Source organism: Amycolatopsis tolypomycina, from assembly GCF_900105945.1.
GTDB classification, from domain to species: domain Bacteria; phylum Actinomycetota; class Actinomycetes; order Mycobacteriales; family Pseudonocardiaceae; genus Amycolatopsis; species Amycolatopsis tolypomycina.
On sequence record NZ_FNSO01000003.1, the window covers coordinates 201,316 to 221,818 of the forward strand.

Annotated in this window: 19 protein-coding genes; 8 read left to right on the forward strand and 11 right to left on the reverse strand. The window is 66.6% G+C overall.

Features of this window, described 5'->3' with window-relative positions:
* Positions 1-90 precede the first annotated feature (90 nt).
* On the forward strand, positions 91-1,284 hold the full coding sequence (locus BLW76_RS06525) for a DNA cytosine methyltransferase (protein WP_244170121.1): 1,194 nt from the start codon (positions 91-93) through the stop codon (positions 1,282-1,284).
* Here the strand turns inward: BLW76_RS06525 and BLW76_RS06530 are convergent.
* The 5 genes from BLW76_RS06530 to BLW76_RS06550 all read right to left on the reverse strand — a co-directional run bounded on the left by BLW76_RS06530 (position 1,277) and on the right by BLW76_RS06550 (position 8,505).
* Positions 1,277-3,103 carry a DEAD/DEAH box helicase gene (locus BLW76_RS06530; protein ID WP_091304946.1) on the reverse strand — a complete coding sequence of 609 codons (1,827 nt, stop codon included), beginning with the start codon at positions 3,101-3,103 and terminating at the stop codon, positions 1,277-1,279. The two genes, BLW76_RS06525 and BLW76_RS06530, sit on opposite strands and share 8 nt — an antisense overlap.
* The gene (locus BLW76_RS06535) at positions 3,104-4,513 is read right to left on the reverse strand and encodes a transcriptional regulator (RefSeq protein ID WP_091304947.1); all 1,410 of its coding nucleotides are present in this window, start codon (positions 4,511-4,513) and stop codon (positions 3,104-3,106) included.
* A gap of 62 nt (positions 4,514-4,575) precedes the next feature.
* Positions 4,576-5,220 (reverse strand): hypothetical protein, encoded by a 645-nt coding sequence (locus BLW76_RS06540; protein ID WP_091305806.1) that lies wholly within the window; start codon positions 5,218-5,220, stop codon positions 4,576-4,578.
* Between the two features lie 2,012 nt (positions 5,221-7,232).
* Positions 7,233-7,787 carry an SCP2 sterol-binding domain-containing protein gene (locus BLW76_RS06545; protein ID WP_091304948.1) on the reverse strand — a complete coding sequence of 185 codons (555 nt, stop codon included), beginning with the start codon at positions 7,785-7,787 and terminating at the stop codon, positions 7,233-7,235.
* A gap of 61 nt (positions 7,788-7,848) precedes the next feature.
* Positions 7,849-8,505, reverse strand: coding sequence for an SCP2 sterol-binding domain-containing protein (locus tag BLW76_RS06550; protein WP_208613230.1), 657 nt, complete (start codon positions 8,503-8,505; stop codon positions 7,849-7,851).
* A 127-nt stretch (positions 8,506-8,632) separates the two neighbouring features.
* Here BLW76_RS06550 and BLW76_RS06555 point away from each other — a divergent pair, with 127 nt between their 5' ends.
* Complete coding sequence (locus tag BLW76_RS06555) at positions 8,633-9,289, forward strand: TetR/AcrR family transcriptional regulator (protein WP_043787198.1); 657 nt, start codon at positions 8,633-8,635, stop codon at positions 9,287-9,289.
* Here BLW76_RS06555 and BLW76_RS06560 read toward each other — a convergent pair.
* A complete protein-coding gene (locus BLW76_RS06560; protein WP_091304950.1) occupies positions 9,281-10,123 on the reverse strand; it encodes a MaoC/PaaZ C-terminal domain-containing protein in 843 nt (280 codons plus the stop codon). The genes BLW76_RS06555 and BLW76_RS06560 overlap by 9 nt on opposite strands.
* Before the next feature lies 1 nt (position 10,124).
* Positions 10,125-11,459 carry a 3-oxoacyl-ACP reductase gene (locus tag BLW76_RS06565; RefSeq protein WP_091304951.1) on the reverse strand — a complete coding sequence of 445 codons (1,335 nt, stop codon included), beginning with the start codon at positions 11,457-11,459 and terminating at the stop codon, positions 10,125-10,127.
* A gap of 93 nt (positions 11,460-11,552) precedes the next feature.
* Here BLW76_RS06565 and BLW76_RS06570 point away from each other — a divergent pair, with 93 nt between their 5' ends.
* Positions 11,553-12,842 carry an acetyl-CoA C-acetyltransferase gene (locus BLW76_RS06570; protein ID WP_091305808.1) on the forward strand — a complete coding sequence of 430 codons (1,290 nt, stop codon included), beginning with the start codon at positions 11,553-11,555 and terminating at the stop codon, positions 12,840-12,842.
* Between the two features lie 53 nt (positions 12,843-12,895).
* Here the strand turns inward: BLW76_RS06570 and BLW76_RS06575 are convergent, their stop codons facing one another.
* The gene (locus BLW76_RS06575) at positions 12,896-13,441 is read right to left on the reverse strand and encodes a DoxX family protein (RefSeq protein WP_091304952.1); all 546 of its coding nucleotides are present in this window, start codon (positions 13,439-13,441) and stop codon (positions 12,896-12,898) included.
* A 171-nt stretch (positions 13,442-13,612) separates the two neighbouring features.
* Here BLW76_RS06575 and BLW76_RS06580 point away from each other — a divergent pair, with 171 nt between their 5' ends.
* The 4 genes from BLW76_RS06580 to BLW76_RS06590 all read left to right on the forward strand — a co-directional run bounded on the left by BLW76_RS06580 (position 13,613) and on the right by BLW76_RS06590 (position 17,246).
* Positions 13,613-14,347, forward strand: coding sequence for a MerR family transcriptional regulator (locus BLW76_RS06580; RefSeq protein ID WP_091304953.1), 735 nt, complete (start codon positions 13,613-13,615; stop codon positions 14,345-14,347).
* 156 nt (positions 14,348-14,503) lie between these two features.
* Positions 14,504-15,694: an ATP-binding protein gene (locus tag BLW76_RS06585; RefSeq protein WP_003058004.1), complete on the forward strand. Its 1,191-nt coding sequence runs from the start codon at positions 14,504-14,506 to the stop codon at positions 15,692-15,694.
* Between the two features lie 260 nt (positions 15,695-15,954).
* Positions 15,955-16,104, forward strand: a complete 150-nt coding sequence (locus BLW76_RS48310) for a hypothetical protein (RefSeq protein ID WP_167344411.1) — start codon at positions 15,955-15,957, stop codon at positions 16,102-16,104.
* Between the two features lie 224 nt (positions 16,105-16,328).
* The gene (locus BLW76_RS06590; protein ID WP_091304954.1) at positions 16,329-17,246 is read left to right on the forward strand and encodes a bifunctional helix-turn-helix transcriptional regulator/GNAT family N-acetyltransferase; all 918 of its coding nucleotides are present in this window, start codon (positions 16,329-16,331) and stop codon (positions 17,244-17,246) included.
* On the opposite strand, the gene BLW76_RS06595 is transcribed toward BLW76_RS06590, so the two are convergent.
* A complete protein-coding gene (locus tag BLW76_RS06595) occupies positions 17,243-17,818 on the reverse strand; it encodes a peroxidase-related enzyme (protein WP_091304955.1) in 576 nt (191 codons plus the stop codon). The genes BLW76_RS06590 and BLW76_RS06595 overlap by 4 nt on opposite strands.
* A 32-nt stretch (positions 17,819-17,850) precedes the next feature.
* Here BLW76_RS06595 and BLW76_RS06600 point away from each other — a divergent pair, with 32 nt between their 5' ends.
* Positions 17,851-18,432: a hypothetical protein gene (locus BLW76_RS06600; protein WP_091304956.1), complete on the forward strand. Its 582-nt coding sequence runs from the start codon at positions 17,851-17,853 to the stop codon at positions 18,430-18,432.
* Here the strand turns inward: BLW76_RS06600 and mctP are convergent.
* Positions 18,429-20,072, reverse strand: a complete 1,644-nt coding sequence (gene mctP, locus BLW76_RS06605; protein ID WP_091304957.1) for a monocarboxylate uptake permease MctP — start codon at positions 20,070-20,072, stop codon at positions 18,429-18,431. The two genes, BLW76_RS06600 and mctP, sit on opposite strands and share 4 nt — an antisense overlap.
* Positions 20,069-20,347: a DUF3311 domain-containing protein gene (locus BLW76_RS06610; protein WP_091304958.1), complete on the reverse strand. Its 279-nt coding sequence runs from the start codon at positions 20,345-20,347 to the stop codon at positions 20,069-20,071. Before BLW76_RS06610 ends, mctP begins: the two co-directional genes overlap by 4 nt.
* Positions 20,348-20,503: the final 156 nt, after the last annotated feature.

Consider the following 20,503-nt stretch of genomic DNA (forward strand, 5'->3'; position numbering starts at 1 on the left):
CTCCTTCGAGGTCGTTGAACTCTGCGCTGGCGCAGTGGCCAGGCCCTTGGCCTCGAGCGAGCCGGGTTCAAGCACCGGCTTGCCGTCGAGCTGGACTCCAATGCCTTCGAGACCCTGCGGACCAATATCCCGGGATCAATCGAGATTGACGACGAAAAGCGCGACATCGTCCAGCAGGGCGATGTCGCCAATCCGGCCATCTTCAACCCCGAAGATCACCGTGAGGTCGCGTTGCTCGCCGGCGGGGTCCCGTGCCCGCCCTTCACGATCGCCGGGAAGCAGCTCGGCGCAAACGACGAACGTGATCTCTTCGCTTGGGCCGTGGAGCAGGTGGACAAGGTGCGGCCGCGTGCCCTGATGCTGGAGAACGTCCGAGGGCTCAGCCTGCCTCGGTTCTCGGGTTACCGGCAGTACGTCTTGGACAGGCTTGCCGAGTTCAAGTACGTCGCTGAATGGCGATTGCTCAACGCATGTGACTTCGGAGTGCCGCAGCTCCGGCCCCGGTTCGTGCTGGTCGCCATGCAGGAGGACGACGCCAAGTACTTCAAGTGGCCCGAACCTGTCGCCGAGCAGCTCACCGTCAGTGCCGCCATTCACGACCTCATGGGCGCCAACGGCTGGGAGGGGCTCGACCAATGGATCGAGGACGCTGACAAGATCGGGCCCACGATCGTCGGTGGTTCCAAGAAGCACGGCGGCGCAGACCTGGGGCCGACCAGGGCCAAGCGCGCATGGGCTGAGCTGAGCGTCGATGCGATGGGCGTGGCGGACGCCCCGCCCGCGCGGGATGCCAAGTTCAAGACCGAGACGAACCAAGCTCCTGGCCCGAAGCTGACCACCGAAATGGTCGCCCGTATCCAAGGCTGGCTCCCTGGATATGAGTGGACCTTCACCGGGCGGAAGACGACTCGCTACCGGCAGATTGGCAATGCATTCCCGCCTCCAGTTGCTGAAGCAGTGGGCTCTGCGATCTTAAAGGCACTCAAGCACGAAGGCGCGGTCGTCTCACGTGAGACCTCGAACCATGACCCCGTTTACAAAGTTCTCCGGGAACTCGGCGGGCTCGTACCCGCCAGTGAGATTCTGAAACGCGCTGACCTTCGCAACGGGCTCGCCGAGATCGAGGAACGCATCACTCAGCTCGATCGCGACTTCATCATCGAACGCGAGCTCACGTCTGACGGGAGCCTTGCCTACCGGCTTGGCGAGTTCAAAGCATTCATCGGTCAGGCCAACCACGAACGCCACGAAAAGTTCAGCCAGAACCGGTCCAAGATCAGCTAGAACCTGGTTTCCTGACGTGGGCGAGCAGGGCCTTCACGTCCGCGGCGTCCATGCCGGCGATCACGGATGGCTCTTCGAACGGATCGCCTAGCTGCTGAACAGACGCGTCATCGAGGAGCTTGCCCATGAATTCGAGCTTCTCGTTGAGCCGCATCGCCACGATCTCATCGACCGTGTGACGAGTCGTCAGGACAGTCACCCGGGTCTCCGTGTCGGGCGCGAGGCCGAGCCGGTGGATCCGATCGAGGCTCTGCAGGAACCGGCCCGCCTGGAAGTCGCGATCGACGTATACCGCGTCATGGCATACCTGATGCAAACTGATTCCCTCACCCAAGGTAGCCGGGTTGGAGATGAGCACCAAGCAGTCTGGATCACTGCGGAAGAAATCGATCTGCTCTTCGCGATCCGCGGTCCCTCCGTGCACAACAGCGGGGCGGAAGTCAGCTAGGAGCGTTTCCAGAGTGCTGATACTGCGGACGAAGCTCGCCCACACCAGAGTTTTCCGCCCCTGCGCAGCGTTGTCCTTCACGATCGCGAGTACCTCTTGGTATTTCGGCGGCATCTCGTATTCCGAGAGTGAACCGAGCAGGCTGTAAAGCGGATCGCTAGGCGGAATCTCCAGTGGTGGCACCTGGAGGGACAGGGGCTCATACCTCGTGGCGCCTTGCGCGAGAAGCGCGGGGCTGGTCGCCGCCATGATCAACCGGAGGACGGTCCTGCCGAGCGAGTCGAAGTCCGACCTGCTTCGCTCGGCACGCTGTGTGTACCGCCCGATAATGGCGTCGTAGATTTCCCGGTGCAAGGGCGGAAGGTCGACCGTGCGCGTCTTCAGCGAGACTGGCGGCAGGCCGAGCTCCTGCTTGGTAGTCCTCGTGTAAAGAGGCTTGAGGACCCGGCTGGCATGGATCAGGTTTCCGCCGTCTATCGCCTCGTTGACCACACGCTTCCCGCGTCCCGGCCAGACGAAGGCGAACAGGCTCTCCAGGTCTTTGGGGCCGTTCGGAGCAGGAGTCCCGGTCAGGATCATCCTGATGGTGCTCAGTGGTCCGAGAGCCATGCAGGCAGCTCCGTAGACTCCGGCACTCCCGAGCTTCATACGATGCGCTTCGTCAAGGATCATCATCGTCGGCGCAGAGCCGACCCATTCGGTTATCACGCCGAGCGATCGATCGAGCCGTTCGTAGTTCACCAGCAATACGTCTGCCGAGAGCGTGCTCCGGCCATCGAAGACCTGGACATCCAACCCGCCAGCGAAGCACTTTTGGCTCTCTTCCCGCCAGGCTTCATAGGCGGATTTTGGACAGACGACCAGCATGCGCGTCACATGGCCGCGCCTGCGCATGATCGAAAATCCCGCAAGAGCCACCCGTGTCTTGCCAGCACCAGGAACCGAGAAGTTCGCTCCGTGACCGAGCGAGACGAGCTTCGCCACGTCTCGGCGCTGGAACGACGTGAGGTCTCCGGACCACGCTGGTTCCAGAACGTCTGCGAGCTCGCTGTCGTGGACGACCAGCTCGTCTTCTTCACCAGAGAGGAGCCGCTCGGAGCGTTCGGCGTCTCTGATCATATCCATGGCAAGCGCCTGGAAAGAATCTTCCCAGACAACCGAGTCCGGCTCGGGCCATGCGGCCAAGGCTTCAATGTTCCCGAGGAACTCGTCAATGGGAACGGCGGCCGCGAGCCGTTCCGTCATCTGGCCACCGGGAAAACCCGCCAGAAGACTAGCGAGGTTTTCCCGGTGCCGGCCTGTCGTCTGCAGCCGCGCCTGAGTCCTTGTCAGGTCGAAGCCGATAACCAGGCTCGGCCCGTTTCGATCCACTTACGTCTCCAGTTCGAGAACTCGACGCAGCCAGTCGACACCTTCGCTCTGCTCTTCAACGGTACGGGCTGCTTCAACAGCCAAGCTACGCAAGCTACGGCGGAAGCTCAGTACTGAGTCATTGAAGGCCTCTTCGTCTAGCGCGCGAGACGCCCGTGACATGACCAGCTCCGTCACACACTGATCGATCTCGGCCTTTGCGGTGTTCAGGCGATCCGGGGCCGCCTGCTTCCGCTTCTGGAGCTGCGCCTGACGGCCGGCCAGCCGGATCGCATCGCTCACTGCGTTCTTCAGCTCGTTGATCGGTTCGGTCTGCCCGTTTGCCTCCACTCCGACCGAGTTGATCTCCACAGCGCGCGCCTTGAGCACCGTGTTGGTCAGCTCCTGGGCCTTCGCAACATCGTTCGAAGAACCCTTCACGGAAACACCTAGTCCCGGAATCGTGACCTTCTGCGAAGAGGGCAGCTCCGGCTTGAGCTTGCCGGGCAAAGTGTCCTTCAGGTAGCGGGACTGGAAGTCTGCCTCGATGAACCTGACATCGGTTTTCGAGAAGCCGAGCATGATCGCAGCCAGCCGCGACTCCTTGGTCAGCTCGGCACGTTCGCCGCTAGTCGCTCGATCCTTCTGGTAGCGGCGGTGCAGCTCCTTGAGCTTCTCCTGATGATCTTCGAACGCGATCAGCGGGATGCGGCGGCCGTCCACCTCGCTGCGGTCGATCATCGACTTGATACACGAGAAGACCCACTGATCCTGCTTGCAAGCCGCGACAGTGCTCCGGAAGATCGCAGCGATCTTCGCCAACGGCAGTCCCTGGCTCACTAGTTCATCGATCGCCAGCAGGCGGTTGATGTACGAGTAGTCGCGGCGATGTTCCTTTCTGAGCTGCAGAGACAGCTCGACATCCCGGATGTCGGACCAGTCGCACGAGTCTGGCAGCACCGCGACACGGATCGGCTGCTGCGGACCTCCTAGCTTCAGCAGGGCAGCCCGCCGGGTGTTGCCGTTCACCAGGATGCCTTCGCGGGTGATCAGGCCCGGCTCGGTCTGCTCATAGTCGGAGAGGCTCTCAAGAAGCTCGGTGAACGCCGGGTCGATCCTGCTGGGGTCCGACGGCAGTGCCTGCAGCAGGTAGCCGAGGTACTCCTGGCTCTCGGTGCTCCAGGGGTCATCGTCGATGAGCTGGTCACGTTGTGGGTCATGACTGCGCTGAGCACGAACCCGATGAGTGGCTGGGTTGTAGTAGAGGTCCCCGACCGGCATCTGGATCACGTCCAGGTGCACCTGGTTTCCGCGCCATTCGATGCTCTGCGTTTCCCGGGCGCCGCCCCGGGCACTGATCTCCTCGAGGCGGCGCTGGACAACAGCGCGGTTCTCATCGGCCCGAGGCGGTCGGCCGTAGTCCTTGATCATCTGCTCTCCTGTACCACCAACGCGCCACCGACGAAGAACGATAGCCGGAGCCGGCACACCGCTCAGGCCAAGCCCAGAAACTCACGCAAGGAGGCACGGGCGTCCGCAGGCAGAGCCCGGTATTCGGCCCACACCCGCTCGGCCGCGCTGAACGGCCGCTCGTCCGCGTCCACCCAGCCGGCAAGGAGCTCCCGATCGTCCGGGCTCAGTGCGCCGGCTCGATCGATGACAGCGGACAAGTCAGCGGTGAGTTCCTTCGCGCCAACCCGGCAACGATTACATTCAGTAACCAGCTGCTTTTCGGTGACGCCGCCGGGGAGCACGACTTCGCGGCGGGCAATATCAAGCTGCGCTCCCTCAAAAGTGCCGGCGTAGAACTGGCCGGGCGTAATGCCACACGACCGGCACATATTGCTGTCTCCGGAGATCACTTCACGCCGGCGCACCGCACCAATAGCCGGGGCCGACTTCGACCTCGAAGGCATTCCCTTCTCCCAGACAGGCTGGCCGCGCGTCACGAAACGCTGCTGCGCCGAGGTGAGCAGCGGATCCTCCCGATTCGTGTCAATGCGCCAGCCAAAACTCCGGAGGTCTCGCATACGGCGATCGATCTGCGAAACCCCGGGGAACGCGGCGCGCATCTGCTCCTTGGTGAACTCGTTTCCTTCACCAACCTCGGCGATGAGCCACAAAGCGACACGCTTCATGGTTCCCAGGTTCGGGTCCTCCCATGACGGCAACATTTACTGGACCTCACTTTCAGTGCGCACACGATCGCCGGGAGCCTGCTCACCCCCGACGGTGTACACGCAGCGGGACACGGTTAATCCTTTGTAGCACGAGAACAGGCTCATGCCACCCCATCGGTGTTTACAGAACAGCACCCCGCGAGACAGCCTGACCACTACTTGCTTTGGCAAGTTATTTACATAAGCAAACACAAGCGACCAGTTCTGATGCCACTTGGCGCCTTTATTAGATTGATTGAAAGCTCAACAAATCATCTGTCCCTTCAGGTGACACGCGCCGCCACCTGCGCATATTCGACTTCTGACTCGACTTCCTGAAGTCCGCATCTTAATTGTAGATTGTTGACAATCTACAATTAAGCCCACTGATCCGGCAGGACGCCTCGCCGGAGCACCCCTTCGCGCCTCGAAGAGGCAACACGCCGCGAAGGACTCGAAGGCGCGAAGCGCGGACTCCTGCGGTAGGCTGCCTCAGTCTCAGCCGTTCTAGAAGTTAAGCGCTGACACGAAAGGATCACCCACGAGGACACGCACCCCTTCCCGTAGGCGGGCGAACACCAGGCGAGCAGAGCACGCTCCTCGCCTCTGTTTAAACGCGCCAGAAACGCGCCAGAAACCCAAATCTAGAAATAAGCCACGCTCGATCTATCGCAGAGGAAGAGGTGACGCACGATGAAGGCAAGTCACGTCGGAGAGCGAATCCCTTCGAGTGCAACGGCAGCGCAGCGCCAATTAGCGAAGACGCTTCTCTCGCTGTGCCGGTGCATGGAAGCACGTACACAGGCGGAGAGGGCTGCGAGGATCTGGATCTCCACGCCAGCCCTCTCCCTTTACGTCAACGCACACAGGATCCCGTCCATTTCGATCTTGCAGTCGATGCACGCACTGGCAAAGGAAGGAGGACGGGAACGGCTTCCTTGCACATTGAAGGAACTCATCGCGCTGCGCGCGCTCGCCAAGTCAAGTTCGCGCAACGCACGTCTGCGGGGCGAGCAGGTTCACGTCAACCGAGGCCACGCCGCCGGGAGTAGCGCGGACAGCATGTGCCGCGAGGAGGTGAGCTCGTGACTGTTTTATCCAGGCTGCATCAGATGACGTACAAGAAGGCGATGCAGCGGAAGACGGCACCTGCAGGCTGGTATCTGCCGTGGATCTCCTCGGCCTTCCTTCCCTTGCCCTTCGTCCGGTCGGGGACCGGCGCAACGCGATGCGGCAACTCCAGGTGGACCGGCGCAACGTAAAAGGCACATTGCCGTCTCCGTCGCCGCGAACTACTCGAAGAAGGCGTGCCGACTTCTCGCCGCAGCCCACCATCGCCACAGGTGACGCGATCGCGGCTAGAACACTAGGAGTCTCCACGAGAAGTGGCGCACCACTACCTATCTGCACACAGAGGCAACGACAGAGGTAATGGAGGTACTGATGCGACCAACGGCACGTTCGCTGGGCGCACTCGCCACCGAAGAATTTGGCAGGAGCCTCAGCCTCTGTCACACAAAGTAACCGCGTTCGGTGACCATACGGTGACCCCACACACATAGTGACCCGACACATAGTGACGAGGTGAGCATGCGCAAAGCCAGGCGAGCTGGTTCTCATCGTGCTAGTTCGCGGAAGCTGTCCCCCCGGGACGCACTCAGGGAAAGCCAGCCGGTATGCCGGCCAGCAGTCACCGGCAGGCCTTCCCCTTCCAGAAACCCCTCCACCTGCGGAAACAAGTAAGGAGTCCTGTTGGCTAAGTCTACGGGGCGAGAGCGGAGCCTGCGTCTCCATGCGGCGAGCTTCACGCGTTCTGGTAAGCGGACACGCCTCACCGGAACAGTGCCCCAGGAGCAGAGCTGGCCGAAGACCCTCCTGCGCGGCGCCCTCTTCGGACTGGGGAAGGTCGCGGTCGAACGGTTGATCGAGGTACTGACGTCCCTCGGGAGCTGACCAGGGACAGGTAGGGGTTTGCGGCAGCCAGCAAACCCCTACCTGTCCACAGACGGCTTGGGGATGTCGAAGTAGCTGGAGAACCGCACAGCCGGCGCGTACTCGCCCTTCACCTTCACCCGGCCGGTCACGAACATCGCTGCCACCGCCGCGTTGCCTGTAGCCATCCGAATGAAGTCGTCCACCGACAAGGTGATCGTCGTGTCCGGCGTTCGCGAAAGGTCCGTCGACGAGACGCACACCCCGTCCTCGATCACCGTCTGGAAACGGTCGTAACCGTCCTCGCCCGCGCCCTCTGAAAACCGCCAAGAAACCACGAAATCCACGTGACGGGCCCGGGCCGGCGAGAAATGCTCCGACATTCGACGAAAGATCTCGTCCAAAAACACCGATCGCAGCTCCGGATGGGACGCGATCGCCTTCAGCTGGTCGCGGGAGGCTCTGCGGACCACGTCCACCAGGACGTCCGTCGACAGCGAACTCAGCTCGATGCCGGCTCCCGTCGAGCCCAGCATGTGCAGGGTTTCCAGCACCTGGACGAACTGCGCAGGCGTCAGGCGGCCGATGACCAGCTTCTCCGCGAACGCGTTCACCACGTGGCCCCCGCGATGCGTGCGGGGGCGGCGCCATCTTGCGTTTCGGGGCACGGGCGGACTATACGGGGTGCGGTAAGTCGAAGAAACCGATCAAGCCCGCCGCGAAGGCCAGGTCGCCTTTTACCTTTATCCGCCCCGTGACGAACAACACCGCCGGGGTTGCCTGGTGGGTTATCAGCCTGAAGAAGTCGGTCGGGGCGATCGTGATCGTCACTCGGGGAGGGGCGTGCATCTCGCGGCTCACCGTGCACGATCCGTGGGCGATCGCCGTCTCGTAGCGGTCGTAGCCGCCTTCTCCCACCCCTCCTGACAGGCGCCAGTGGACCACCGCCTGCAGGTCGCGGGCTCGGTCCGGCCTGATGTGCGCGCCCATGCGGGCGAAGATCTCGTCCAAGACGCGCTCGCGCAGCGCGGGATCGGCGACGACGCTCTCCAGCTGGGCGCGCGACGCCGAGGCCACCAAGGACGCGAAGCGGGCCGGCTCGAGCTTGCTCAGGTCGAACGCCGGAGCACGCGAAGCCAGGGTGAGCAGGGCCTTCAGGAAACGGCGGAAGTCGTCCTTGCGGAGCTCGCCGGGGTCGAGAGCCAGCGTGTTGACGTCGAGGGTGCCGGCCTCCGGGCCCAGCGGGTCGAGGCGTTCCAGCGCATCGAGCAGCGCCGCGCCGCGGAGGTCCGCGATCCGATCGGCGCTGGTCATCCCGGCGTTTTCGGCCATGGTCACCCCTCTCCCGGTTACTCATGCGTAAGGCTACCCGCCAGTAGGTAGGCGGGCAAGCGTGCCGAAATCACCCTGACGGGTCCGCTGCCGGTACCGTCTCCGGGCAGCAACAAGGAGGTCCAGCGTGTCAGAGGAAGATCAGCGTCCGCCCGAACGGGCCAGGCGGCTGCCGCGTGCGGTGCGCGAGCGGCAGATCCTGGACGCGGCCGTCCAGGTCTTCTCGCGCCACGGCTACCACGCCGCGTCGATGGACGAGATCTCCGACGTCGCCGGCGTCTCGAAGCCGATGATCTACACCTACCTCGGCTCCAAGGAGGACCTCTTCGGCGCGTGCATCCGCCGCGAGGCGACGCGCCTGCTCGAGGCCATCCAGGCCGGCGTCCAGCCCGACCTGCCGCCGGACATGCAGCTCTGGCACGGCCTGCGGTCCTTCTACCGCTTCGTCGCCGAGTACCGCGAGTCCTGGACCGTCCTGCACCGCCAGGCCCTCACCGTCGGCGGGGCCTTCGCCGCCGAGATCACCGACATGCGGGCGCGCGCGATCCAGCTCGTCGCCGCGCTCGTCGTCTCGGCCGGCACCCGCAAGGGCGTCGGCGAGCAGGCCGAGTTCTCCGGCGAAGGGCTGGCCGCGTCGCTGGTCGGCGGGGCCGAGTCGCTGGCCGACTGGGCCCTCGACCACCCCGACATCTCGGACGGCGTGCTGGCTTCCTGGCTGATGAACCTCGTCTGGCTCGGCTTCAACGACCTCATCGAGGGCGCCGTCTGGAAGCCGTCAGAGTGAGCTGATCGTGCCCTCCAGGTGCGGCTTCGACTTACTCCACAGCTCGAACGCCCACCCGTCGCCGACGGCCCACGACGTGAAGCCCGCCTTGGCCGGCAGCAGCACCGGCTGCTTGAACCGGACGTCCACCGTGAACGCCTCCGGCAGCCGGCCTTCGAACGCCGCCAGCGCGTGGGCCTTCGTCCACATGCCGTGGGCGATCGCGCGGGGGAAGCCGAACAGGCGCGCGGTCAGCGGGTGCAGGTGGATCGGGTTGCGGTCGCCCGACACCTCCGCGTAGCGCCGGCCGATGTCGCCAGGGACGCGCCAGAGCGCGTCGGGCGTCGGCGGGGCCAGCTGGTCCCGGCGGCCGGCGGGGCCCGACGAAGAGCCGCGGCGCAGGTACGTGCTGACGTCGGACCACACGAGGTGATCACCGACCCAGGCCTCGCTGATGACGTCGAACTGGCGGCCCTTCTCGTGCGGGCGCAGGTTCTCCGCCCGGACGCGCACGGTCAGCGGCTCGCCCACGCGCAGCGGGCGGTGCTGGGTGATCCGGTTCGCCACGTGCACCATGCCGAGCAGCGGGAACGGGAAGCCCGGTTCGGTCATCAACGCCATCTGCAGCGGGAACGCCAGCATGTGCGGGTACGTCGCCGGCAGCTCGTCGCTCAGCCGGAAGCCGCACACCGTGTTGTACGCCGCCAGGTGCGCCGGGTCGACGACCACGCCTGTCCGGACCAGCTCGGTGTCGGGTAACGAGGAGCCGGACGGCTTGCGCAGGACACCGCCGAGCAGCGCTTTCGGGTACAGCGTGGAGAGGCTGGGCGTGCTGTCGAGTTCGCGGATCGCCACGTCACGCCCCCAGCAGGGCCTGGCCGCAGACGCGGACCACGTTGCCGTTCACCGCGGCCGACGCCGGGTTCGCGTACCAGGCGATCGTCTCGGCGACGTCGACCGGCAGCCCGCCCTGGCCGAGGCTGGACAGCCGCCGCCCGGCTTCGCGGATGAACAGCGGGACCGCGGCCGTCATCTCGGTCTCGATGAACCCGGGCGCGACGGCGTTGATCGTGCCGCCGTACGCCGCCAGCTGCGGCGCGCCGACGTTCACCATGCCGATCACGCCGGCCTTCGACGTCGCGTAGTTCGTCTGGCCGACGTTGCCGGCGATGCCCGCGATCGACGAGACGCCGATGATGCGGCCGTTCTCGTTCAGGACGCGATCGCCGAGGAGCTTGTCGTTCACCGCCAGCTGCGAGGCCAGGTTCACCGCGATCACCGAGTCCCACGCGCTTTCGCTCATGTTGCCCAGCGTCTTGTCGCGCGTGATGCCCGCGTTGTGCACGACGATGTCGACGCCGCCGTGCCGCTCCTTCAGGTACTCCGCGAGCTTCGCGGGCGCGCTCGGCGAGGTGATGTCGAGCTGCAGCGACGACCCGCCGACCTTGTTGGCCACCTTCGAGAGGTCGCCGCCCTGGGCGGGGATGTCGAGCGCGACGACGTGCGCGCCGTCGCGGGCCAGTACTTCGGCGATCGCCGCGCCGATGCCGCGGGACGCGCCGGTGACCAGCGCGACCTTGCCGGCCAGGGGCTTCTCCCAGTCGGCCGGCGCGGTGGCCGTCTTGGTCTCGGTGCCGATCCGGATCACCTGCGCGTCGACGAACGCCGACTTCGCCGAGAGCAGGAAGCGCAGCGTCGAGTCCGTGGCCTCTTCGGCGCCGTCGGCGACGTACACGAGCTGGGCGGTCGCGCCGCGCTTCAGCTCCTTGCCCACCGAACGGATGAACCCTTCGAGCGCGCGCTGGGCGATCCGCTCGCGGCCCTCGACCTGCTCCGGCGGCGTGCCGAGGACGACGACCCGGCCGGACGGCCCGACGCTGCGGATCACCGGGTGGAAGAAGTCGTAGACCTCGCGCAGGCGCGCGGGGTCGGTGACGCCGGTGGCGTCGAAGACCAGCGCCGCGTGCCTGTCGGCGGCCGTGGTGACGACCTCGATGCCGGCGTCGGCCAGCTGGTCGCGGACGGCCTTCTCGAGCCGTCCGCCGGGCGCGGCGCCGAGGAGTGCGGGACCCTCGAGGGCGGGCTGGCCGGGCTTGTACCGGCGCAGCGTCGCGGGGTTCGGCAGGCCGAGCTTCGGCACCACGAACTTCCCCAGCGGGGTTTTCGTGAACTGCTGGTACCTGTCAGCCATCGGTTGCCTCCCGTGCCGGTTGCGTCACGCCGCAGTCTAACCTACTCCTCAGTAGGTTACAGTGTGCAAGAGCCGACCAGAGAGGTGAAGTTCATGCCACCGAAGAAGACGCCCGCCGTGCGCAAGGTCGCGATCATCGGGGGCAACCGGATCCCCTTCGCGCGGTCCAACGGGCCGTACGCGAAGGCGTCGAACCAGGACATGTTCACCGCCGCGCTCGACGGCCTGGTCAGCCGCTTCTCGCTGCAGGGCGAGGTGATCGGCGAGGTCGCCGCCGGCGCGGTGCTCAAGCACTCGAAGGACTTCAACCTGGCCCGCGAGAGCGTACTGGGCAGCAAGCTCTCGCCCGCGACGCCCGCGTCCGACGTCCAGATGGCGTGCGGCACCGGCCTGCAGGCGATCGTCAACGTCGCCAACAAGATCGCGCTCGGCCAGCTCGACTCGGCCATCGCCGGCGGCGTCGACACCACCAGCGACGCGCCGCTCGCCGTCAACGAGGACCTGCGCCAGATCCTCATCCAGCTCAACGCCGCGAAAACGCTCGGCGACCGCCTCAAGCTCGTCGCGAAGATCCGGCCCGGCCACATCGTGCCGGCGATTCCGCGCAACGAGGAGCCGCGCACCGGCCTGTCGATGGGCGAGCACGCGGCGCTGACGGCGAAGGTCTGGGAGATCACCCGCGAGGCGCAGGACGAGCTGGCCGCGAGCAGCCACCAGAAGCTCGCCGCCGCCTACGACCGCGGGTTCTTCGACGACCTCGTGACGCCGTTCCTCAAGCTCACGCGCGACCAGAACCTGCGCCCGGACTCGACGGCGGAGAAGCTCGCCAAGCTCAAGCCGGCCTTCGGCGGTCCCCAGGGCACGATGACGGCGGGCAACTCGACGCCGCTGACCGACGGCGCGTCGACGGTCCTGCTCGCCACCGACGAGTGGGCGAAGGCGCACAAGCTGCCGGTGCTGGCGTACCTGACGTTCTCGCAGACCGCGGCCGTCGACTACGTCCACGGGGACGAAGGCTTGCTCATGGCGCCCGCGTACGCCGTGCCGCGGATGCTCGCGCGCGCCGGGCTTTCCCTGCAGGACTTCGACTTCTACGAGATCCACGAGGCGTTCGCGTCGCAGGTGCTGGCCACGCTCAAGGCGTGGGAGGACCCGGCGTTCGCCAAGGAGAAGCTGGACCTGGACGCGCCGCTGGGCGCGATCGACCGGGCGAAGCTGAACGTCAACGGCTCGTCGCTGGCGGCCGGGCACCCGTTCGCCGCGACCGGCGGCCGGATCGTCGCGACGCTGGCGAAGCTGCTGCATGAGAAGGGGTCCGGCCGCGGCCTGATCTCGATCTGCGCGGCCGGCGGCCAGGGCGTCACAGCGATCCTGGAGAAGTAGTTCGTAGCTCCCTATGCGTAAGTGCCACCCGAGGGTGGCACTTACGCATAGGCTCAGTTGGGGAGCGCCTTCTGGGCCCGCTTCGCGAGCTTGTTCGCGCGCTTCTCGGCCTTGCGGCTCAGCTTCCCGGCCGCGGCGCCGACGTCTTTCGCGGCGTGCTTCGCGCGCCAAGCCGCCGACGGCTTCCCGTGCGTGTCGGCGACCGCGAGCAGCAGGCCACCGGCCAGGCTCGCGTTCTTGAAGAACTGGATCTGCTGCTGCTGACGCTCGCCCGGGTCCTTGATGGCCCAGAAGCTGTGCGTCGCCAGCGTCGTCGGCACCAGGCTGCCGAGCAGCAGCCCGGCCGCGAGCCGCGGCGCCTTGCCGGAGGCGAGCGCGAGACCGGCGCCGACCTTCACCGCGGCGTCGATCCGGACGAGCGTCACCGGGTCCCGCGGGATCTGCTCCGGGAGTTTGTCGCCGAACTTGTCGAGCGCGTTGTTGAGGAACGGTTCCGCCGCCTTGGCGTGGCCCTCGGCCTGCCTCAGCGCATTGATCCCGCCCGTCACGAAGATCGTGGCGAGCAGGGGACGTGCCACTCGACGGAGTATCACGGTCATAGCCTTCCTCGTACGGGCCGCTGCCTGGTCGAACCTACTCCGTGGATGCCCGCTCGGCCCGTGCTCGAATCCTCATCGGGCTTTCTGGCTCTTTATAGCGCTCTTCCTATATAGGGTTATAAAGACTTAGCGGTTGACCTTGACGTCGCGTCAACTTCTATCGTCGTCGGCATGGAGTGGTCGATCCAGGACATCGCCCGCTCGGCGGGGACCACGAGCCGGACGTTGCGCCACTACGGCGCGGTCGGCCTGCTCGAGCCCAGCCGGATCGGCAGCAACGGCTACCGCTACTACGACGAGCAGGCGCTCGTCCGGCTGCAGCGGATCCTGCTGCTGCGCGAGCTCGGCCTCGGGCTGCCGGCGATCGCCGAGGTCCTCGACGGGCAGCGCGACAGCGCCGCGGCGCTGGAGACGCACCTGGAGCTGCTCGAAGGCGAGCAGCGGCGGATCGGACGGCAGATCGAGTCGGTCCGCACGACCCTCCGGAAACTGAAGGGAGGTGAACGACTGATGGCAGAAGAGGTGTTCGACGGCTTCGACCACACGCAGTACGAGGAGGAGGTCACACGCCGCTGGGGCGCCGACGCGTACCAGCGCGGCGACCAGTGGTGGTCGTCGTTGTCGGCTTCCGAACGGGAGGCCCACCAGCAGGAACAGCGCGACATCGCGGCCGCGTTCGGCGCGGCTCTCGCTTCGGGCCTGGCTGCGGGTTCGGACGAGGTCCAGGCGATCACGCGACGGCTGCACGAGTGGCTGCGCCCGGCGGTCTCGTCGGTGTCGGCGGGGTACTTCGCGGGCCTCGGGCAGCTGTACGTCGACGACTCGCGCTACGGGCTCGAGGGTGCGACCGCGGAATTCGTCCGGGACGCGATGAAGATCTACGCGGAACGGAACCTGACCGACTAGTGGTGCGTCGTAAGGGCGCACTGGGGGTAGGGACGAGCAGGGCTGCAGACCTGTTCGTCTCTATGTACGGCCATCCGGTCGAACTAGCGCGACACGCCGCTAGCCGTCTATGGCGGAATATCGGGCTCACCCTAGAAACGCCGATAGCTTGGCAGAGTGGACCCCATCCGCAACCCCTTCGCGCCGGGCGCCGGGCAACGGCCGCCCGAGCTTGCTGGGCGGGAGCGTGAGCTCAAGGCCTTCGAAGTTGTTCTCGAACGCGTTGCGCGGGGGAGACCCGAACGCAGTCTCGTCCTCACCGGACTCCGAGGTGTCGGGAAGACCGTGCTGCTCGGGGAACTGCGGGCGATGGCCGTCCGGCACAAGTGGGGGGCCGGGAAGATCGAAGCGCGGCCGGACGCCGAACTGCGGCGGCCGCTCTCCGCCGCGCTGCACCGGGCCATCCGGGACCTCGCCGTGCGGCACCGGGCGCCGGATCGGGTCGAAGAGGTACTCGGCGTCCTCAAGGCTTTTGCGCTGCGGGCCAACAAGCCGGACGCCAAGCTGCGGGACCGGTGGCAGCCGGGCATCGACGTGCCCGCCGCGCAGGGGCGCGCCGACTCCGGGGACATCGAAATCGACCTCGTCGAGCTGTTCACCGACGTCGCCGAGCTGGCCGCGGACGTCGGGACCGGGGTTGCGCTGCTCATCGACGAGATCCAGGACCTGCAGCCGGACGACGTCTCGGCGTTGTGCGCCGCCTGTCACGAACTCTCGCAGTCCGGGGCGCCACTCGTCGTCGTCGGGGCCGGGCTGCCGCACGTGCCCGCCGTGCTTTCCGCGTCGAAGTCCTACTCCGAACGCCTCTTCCGGTACGCGCGGATCGACCGGCTCAGCCGCGAGGACGCCGACTTCGCCGTGATGGCGCCGATCGAACGCGAGGACGCCGGCATCGAGCCGGAAGCGCTCGACGCGCTCTTCGACGCCTCCGGCGGCTACCCCTACTTCATCCAGGCCTACGGCAAGGCGGCCTGGGACGCGGCGCCGTCCGACCCGATCACCGTCAAGGACGTCCAGGTCGCCGCGCCCGAGGCCGAGTCGGAGCTCGCCGTCGGCTTCTTCGGCTCGCGCTACGAGCGCGCGACGCCGGCCGAACGGGAGTACCTGCAGGCGATGGCCTCGCTCACCCAGGGCCGCGACGAGCCCGCCGGCACCGCCGACGTCGCCGTGTTCCTCGGGCGGAAGCCGTCGTCGCTCTCACCCGCGCGCGACAGCCTGATGAAGAAGGGCCTCGTGTACTCCGCCGAGCGGGGGCAGATCGCCTTCACCGTGCCGCACTTCGGCCACTACCTGCTCGGCCGCGACTGACCTGGGCTTTTCCGGCTCTCTCGCCGTCTATGCGCGTCGCTACCGTTGTATTGCGTATTTGCTATATGGAGCTATAGGACAGTAGCCGGTTGCTTCATCGTGACCGCCGCCACCCCGAATCTCTCCGGCCTCTACCCAAGTTTGCCGATGATTCATCGGCAAGTGCGCCAAGTCACCGGATATTCGTTGGCATCCTTGTGAAAAAAGGCGCATACTAGACCTACAAGCCACCAAGACCCTCGAAGGGGATGCAGAAACCGATGAACAACATCGCCGCCAAGCTCCGTGCCCGTCGCGCCGAGGCTCGCACTCGCCGGGCGCTGAACCGGGCGATCGACACCGCCGCCACCGCGACGGTCCGTCAGGAACTCATCGCGATCGCGCAGGCTCGCTCGGGCTACATGCGCTGACCTCTCACCCCGTGGCCGGTCGCCCATTCGAGTGACGTAGGCCACAATGTGCTCATGGTGTAACGCCGCCCGGAGGGGCGTCGATACCCAGTACGACCCCGTGATGCTGGCGGACCCCCGACCTGGCAGCATCGCGGGGTTTCCCATTTCCCCGGAAACCCGCTTGCCGTCGGCGCATTCCGCAGTAATCTTTGACTTCGTCAACGAACTTGTTGAGGTGGTCAATGAACGACGATCGCGTGGCCGCGGTCCGCTCCTTCAACCGGCTCTACACCGCGGTCATCGGCGTGCTCGACGAAGGGCCGGCGGACGCCGAGTACTCGCTGCCGGAAGCCCGGGTGCTCTTCGAGCTCGCCCACCAGGACCCGCTCCCCGTCACGGACCTGCGGAAACGCCTCGACCTCGACGCCGGTTACGCCAGCAGGCTGCTCGCGCGCCTCGAGTCACGCGGGCTGATCGTGCGTGAACGGTCCGAGGAGGACGCCCGCCGCCAGTTCGTGCGGCCGACCGACGCGGGCCGGGACGCCTTCGCGGTGCTGAACCGCCGGTCCGCCGACCGGATCGGCGGACTGCTGCGCCGCTTCGCCGACGAGGATCAGCAGCGGCTGCTCGCCGCGATGCGCACGATCGGCGACCTGGTCGGCGGCCGCCGTCGCGACCCGGCCCTCGTGCTCCGGCCGCCACGACCGGGTGACCTCGGTTGGGTGGTGGAACGGCACGGCGCGCTCTACGCCCGCGAGTACGGCTTCGACGCCCGGTTCGAGGCGCTCGTCGCCCGGATCGCCGCCGACTTCCTGGCCGCCCACGACGACCCGCGGCAGGCGTTCTGGATCGCCGAGCTCGACGGCGAACGGGTGGGCGGTATCGGCTGCGGCCGCGGGCCGGACGCGGACACGGCGAAAATCCGGCTGCTGCTGCTCGAGCCGTCGGCGCGGGGGCACGGCGTGGGCAGGCGGCTGGTCACCGAATGCGTCGAGTTCGCCAGGGCGCACGGCTACCGCGCGATGGAGCTGTCGACGATCTCCATCCTCACCGCGGCGCGCTCGATCTACCGCGCGGCCGGCTTCGAGCTCGTCGCCGAGCACGACTTCGACGACTGGGGGCCGGAGCTGACCGACGAGACCTGGCGCCTGGAGTTCTAGCGGGGCGTCCGGCCGAGCAGGAAGAACTCCGGGTTGGGGCGGAGCGCCGTCAGGTGGGCGAGCCGGTTCGACATCGCGAACAGCGCCGTGATCGCGCCGATGTCCCAGATCTCGTCCTCGGTCAGGCCCGCGTCGCGTGCGGCTTCGAGGTCGCCCTCGCCGAACAGAGCCGAGTCCCGGGCGAGGGCCAGCGCCAGGTCGACGATCGCGCGGCCGCGCTCGTCCAGCTCGACCTGCCACGGATTGCTCGACACGCGGTCGGCCAGCTCGGGGTCCTTGGCGCGGATGCGCAGGATCGCGCCGTGGGCGACGACGCAGTAGGTGCAGTGGTTGGCGCCGGACGTCGCGACGACGACCAGCTCGCGCTCGGCCTTGGTGAGTCCGTCGGCGCGTTCCATCAGGGCGTCGTGGTAGTCGAGGAAGGCGCGAAGCTCGGCGGGGCGGTGGCCGAGCGCGCGGAAGATGTTCGGCACGAACCCGGACTTCTCCGCGATCGCGCCGATCCGCTCGCGCAGGTCTTCGGGCAGGTCTTCGAGTTCCGTGACGGGGAACCGGCTCACTGCATCGCTCATGGGCTTCACGCTAGACGTGGTTGGCTGGTCCCGTGACGGACTACGTCGACGGGTACTGCGAACGCGTCGCGCCCGGGCTCTGGGGTGAGCCGTTCAACGATCTCGGCAATCTCGCCTTCCTCGTTGCCGCGGTGCTCGTGTGGCGGCTGGCCAACGGGGACCGGACCGGGCGGGTGCTCGCCGGGCTGATCGGGCTCGTCTTCGTCGCGAGCACCGTTTTCCACCTGCTTGCGACGCGGTGGGCGGCCGTCGCGGATTCGGTGGCGATCCTCGGGTTCATGGTGGTGTGCGCCGTGGTGTTCGCGCGCGGGCGCTGGAAGTGGGTTGCCGCGCCGGCTTTTCTCGCGCTCACCGCCGGCGCCGCGTTGCTGGGTGGCGGGCTCTACTTCGGCACCCTCATCACCCTGGGGGTCTTCGCCGCCGTGGCGGCCGCAAAGCGCGACGGCTCCTGGACGCACTTCGCCGTGGCGGGCGCCATTTTCGCGCTCTCGCTGAGCCTGCGTGCGCTCGACCGGGACGTGTGTGACTACGTCCCGGTCGGCACGCACTTCCTCTGGCACCTGCTCACCGGACTGGTGCTCTACCTCGTTTCCCGTGCCCTGCTACGTCCTTAGTGGACGCCGATCGGGCGCAGGTTCTTGTCGTGCTCGTCGGCGTGGTAGTCCTCGGGCTCGGTGTCGTCGGTGCCGTTGAACACCTTCAGCTGCCGGGCGATCACCGTGACGATGGCCGCGATCACCAGGTTGCCGATCAGGGCCACGAAACCGACGTAGATCTGGACCTGCGAACCGGCGAACGGGTGCCAGCCGAACAGGGACAGGTTGCCCAGCGGGAGTGCCGAGCCACCGAAGTGGAGCTTGCCGTTGGCCGGGTTGGGGATGCCGTACAGCATGATCATGCCCCAGCCGATGCCGACGACCCAGCCCGCGATCAGGCCCCAGCGGTGGAACCAGCGCGTGTACAGCGCCAGCGCCACGGCCGGCAGCGTCTGCAGGATCAGCACGCCGCCGATGAGCTGGAGGTCGATCGAGAACTGCGGGTCGATCAGGATGATCACCGCGACCGCACCGAGCTTCACGACCAGCGAGGCGAGCTTCGCCTGCTTCGCCTCTTCCTGCGGTGTCGCGTTCTTGCGGATGTACTCCTTGTAAATGTTCCTGGTCCACAGGTTGGCCGCGGCGATCGACATGATCGCGGCCGGCACCAGGGCGCCGATGCCGATCGCGGCGAACGCGATGCCCGCGAACCAGGACGCGAACGTGCTGTCGAACAGCACCGGGACGATCGTGTTGCCGTCCGGCTTGCCGGTCGCCGCGTTCGTCAGCGGCTTGACGCCCGCCGTGATCGCGACGTAGCCGAGCAGGGCCAGCAGGCCGAGCACCAGGGAGTACGCCGGCAGGGCGACCATGTTCCGCTTGATGACGCTGCGGCCGCGCGAGGCCAGCACGCTGGTCAGCGAGTGCGGGTACAGGAACAGCGCGAGCGCCGAACCCAGGGCCAGCGTGGCGTACTGCAGCTGGTTGTTGGCGTTCAGCAGGACACCGTCGGCCTTCGACGGCGTCTTGTCGAACTTCGCCACCGCGGTGTCGAAGATGTGCGACCAGCCGCCCAGCTTCGAGGGCAGGTAGATGATCGCGACCAGGATGACCAGGTAGATCAGGATGTCCTTGACGAACGCGATCAGCGCGGGCGCCCGCAGACCGGACTGGTAGGTGTAGAAGGCCAGGATGACGAAGGCGACCAGCAGCGGCAGGTGCCCGACGATGCCCGAGCCGTTGATGCCCATCGTCCGCAGCACGGCTTCGAGGCCGACCAGCTGCAGCGCGATGTACGGCATGGTCGCGACGATGCCGGTGATCGCGACCAGCAGCGCGAGGATCGGCGAGCCGAAGCGGCCGCGCACGAAGTCGGCCGGGGTGACGTAGCCGCGCACCCGCGAAACCGACCACATCCGCAGCGCCGGGAGCAGCACGATCGGGTAGACCACGATCGTGTAGGGGAGCGCGTAGAGGCCGAGCGCGCCGGCGCTGAACACCAGCGCGGGCACCGCCACGAACGTGTAAGCCGTGTAGAGGTCGCCGCCGAGCAGGAACCAGGTGATCCACGAGCCGAACTTGCGGCCGCCGAGGCCCCACTCGTCCAGGTGGTCGAGCGTGCTGCCGCGCTGCCAGCGCGACGCCATGAAGCCGAGCACGGTGACCAGGGCGAACAGGAGCGTGAAGATGATCAGCTCGGGCCACTGCAGGTTGCTCATCGAGCGTCCCCCTCGTCCAGGTCCTCGACGCTCAGCTTGTCCGGCGCGTCAACGGTCGGCTTGTCCCGCGTCATCAGGTAGACGATCCAGGTGCTCAGCACCCCGACGCCGACCATGAGGAACTGGAACCAGTAGAAGAACGGCATCCCGAACAACCGTGGACCGTCCATGTTGAACAATGGCGTGACCAGGACCAGCAGCGGAACGATCAGGAGCAGGTTCCACGGGCTGAACTGAAACCCGCGCACCTTTCCGTCGTGCTTCGCAGTCGACATCGGACCTCACCTAACACTCCCGTAACCGACTGCCTGACCTTAAGACCTCAGTGACAGCGAGTCACGCTTGTCCGGTATCGATTTGATCGCCCCGCGGACAGCTCTCCGACGAACGTGGGTTGCCCCACCCGTACGGGCCCTATATCAATAGCCCGA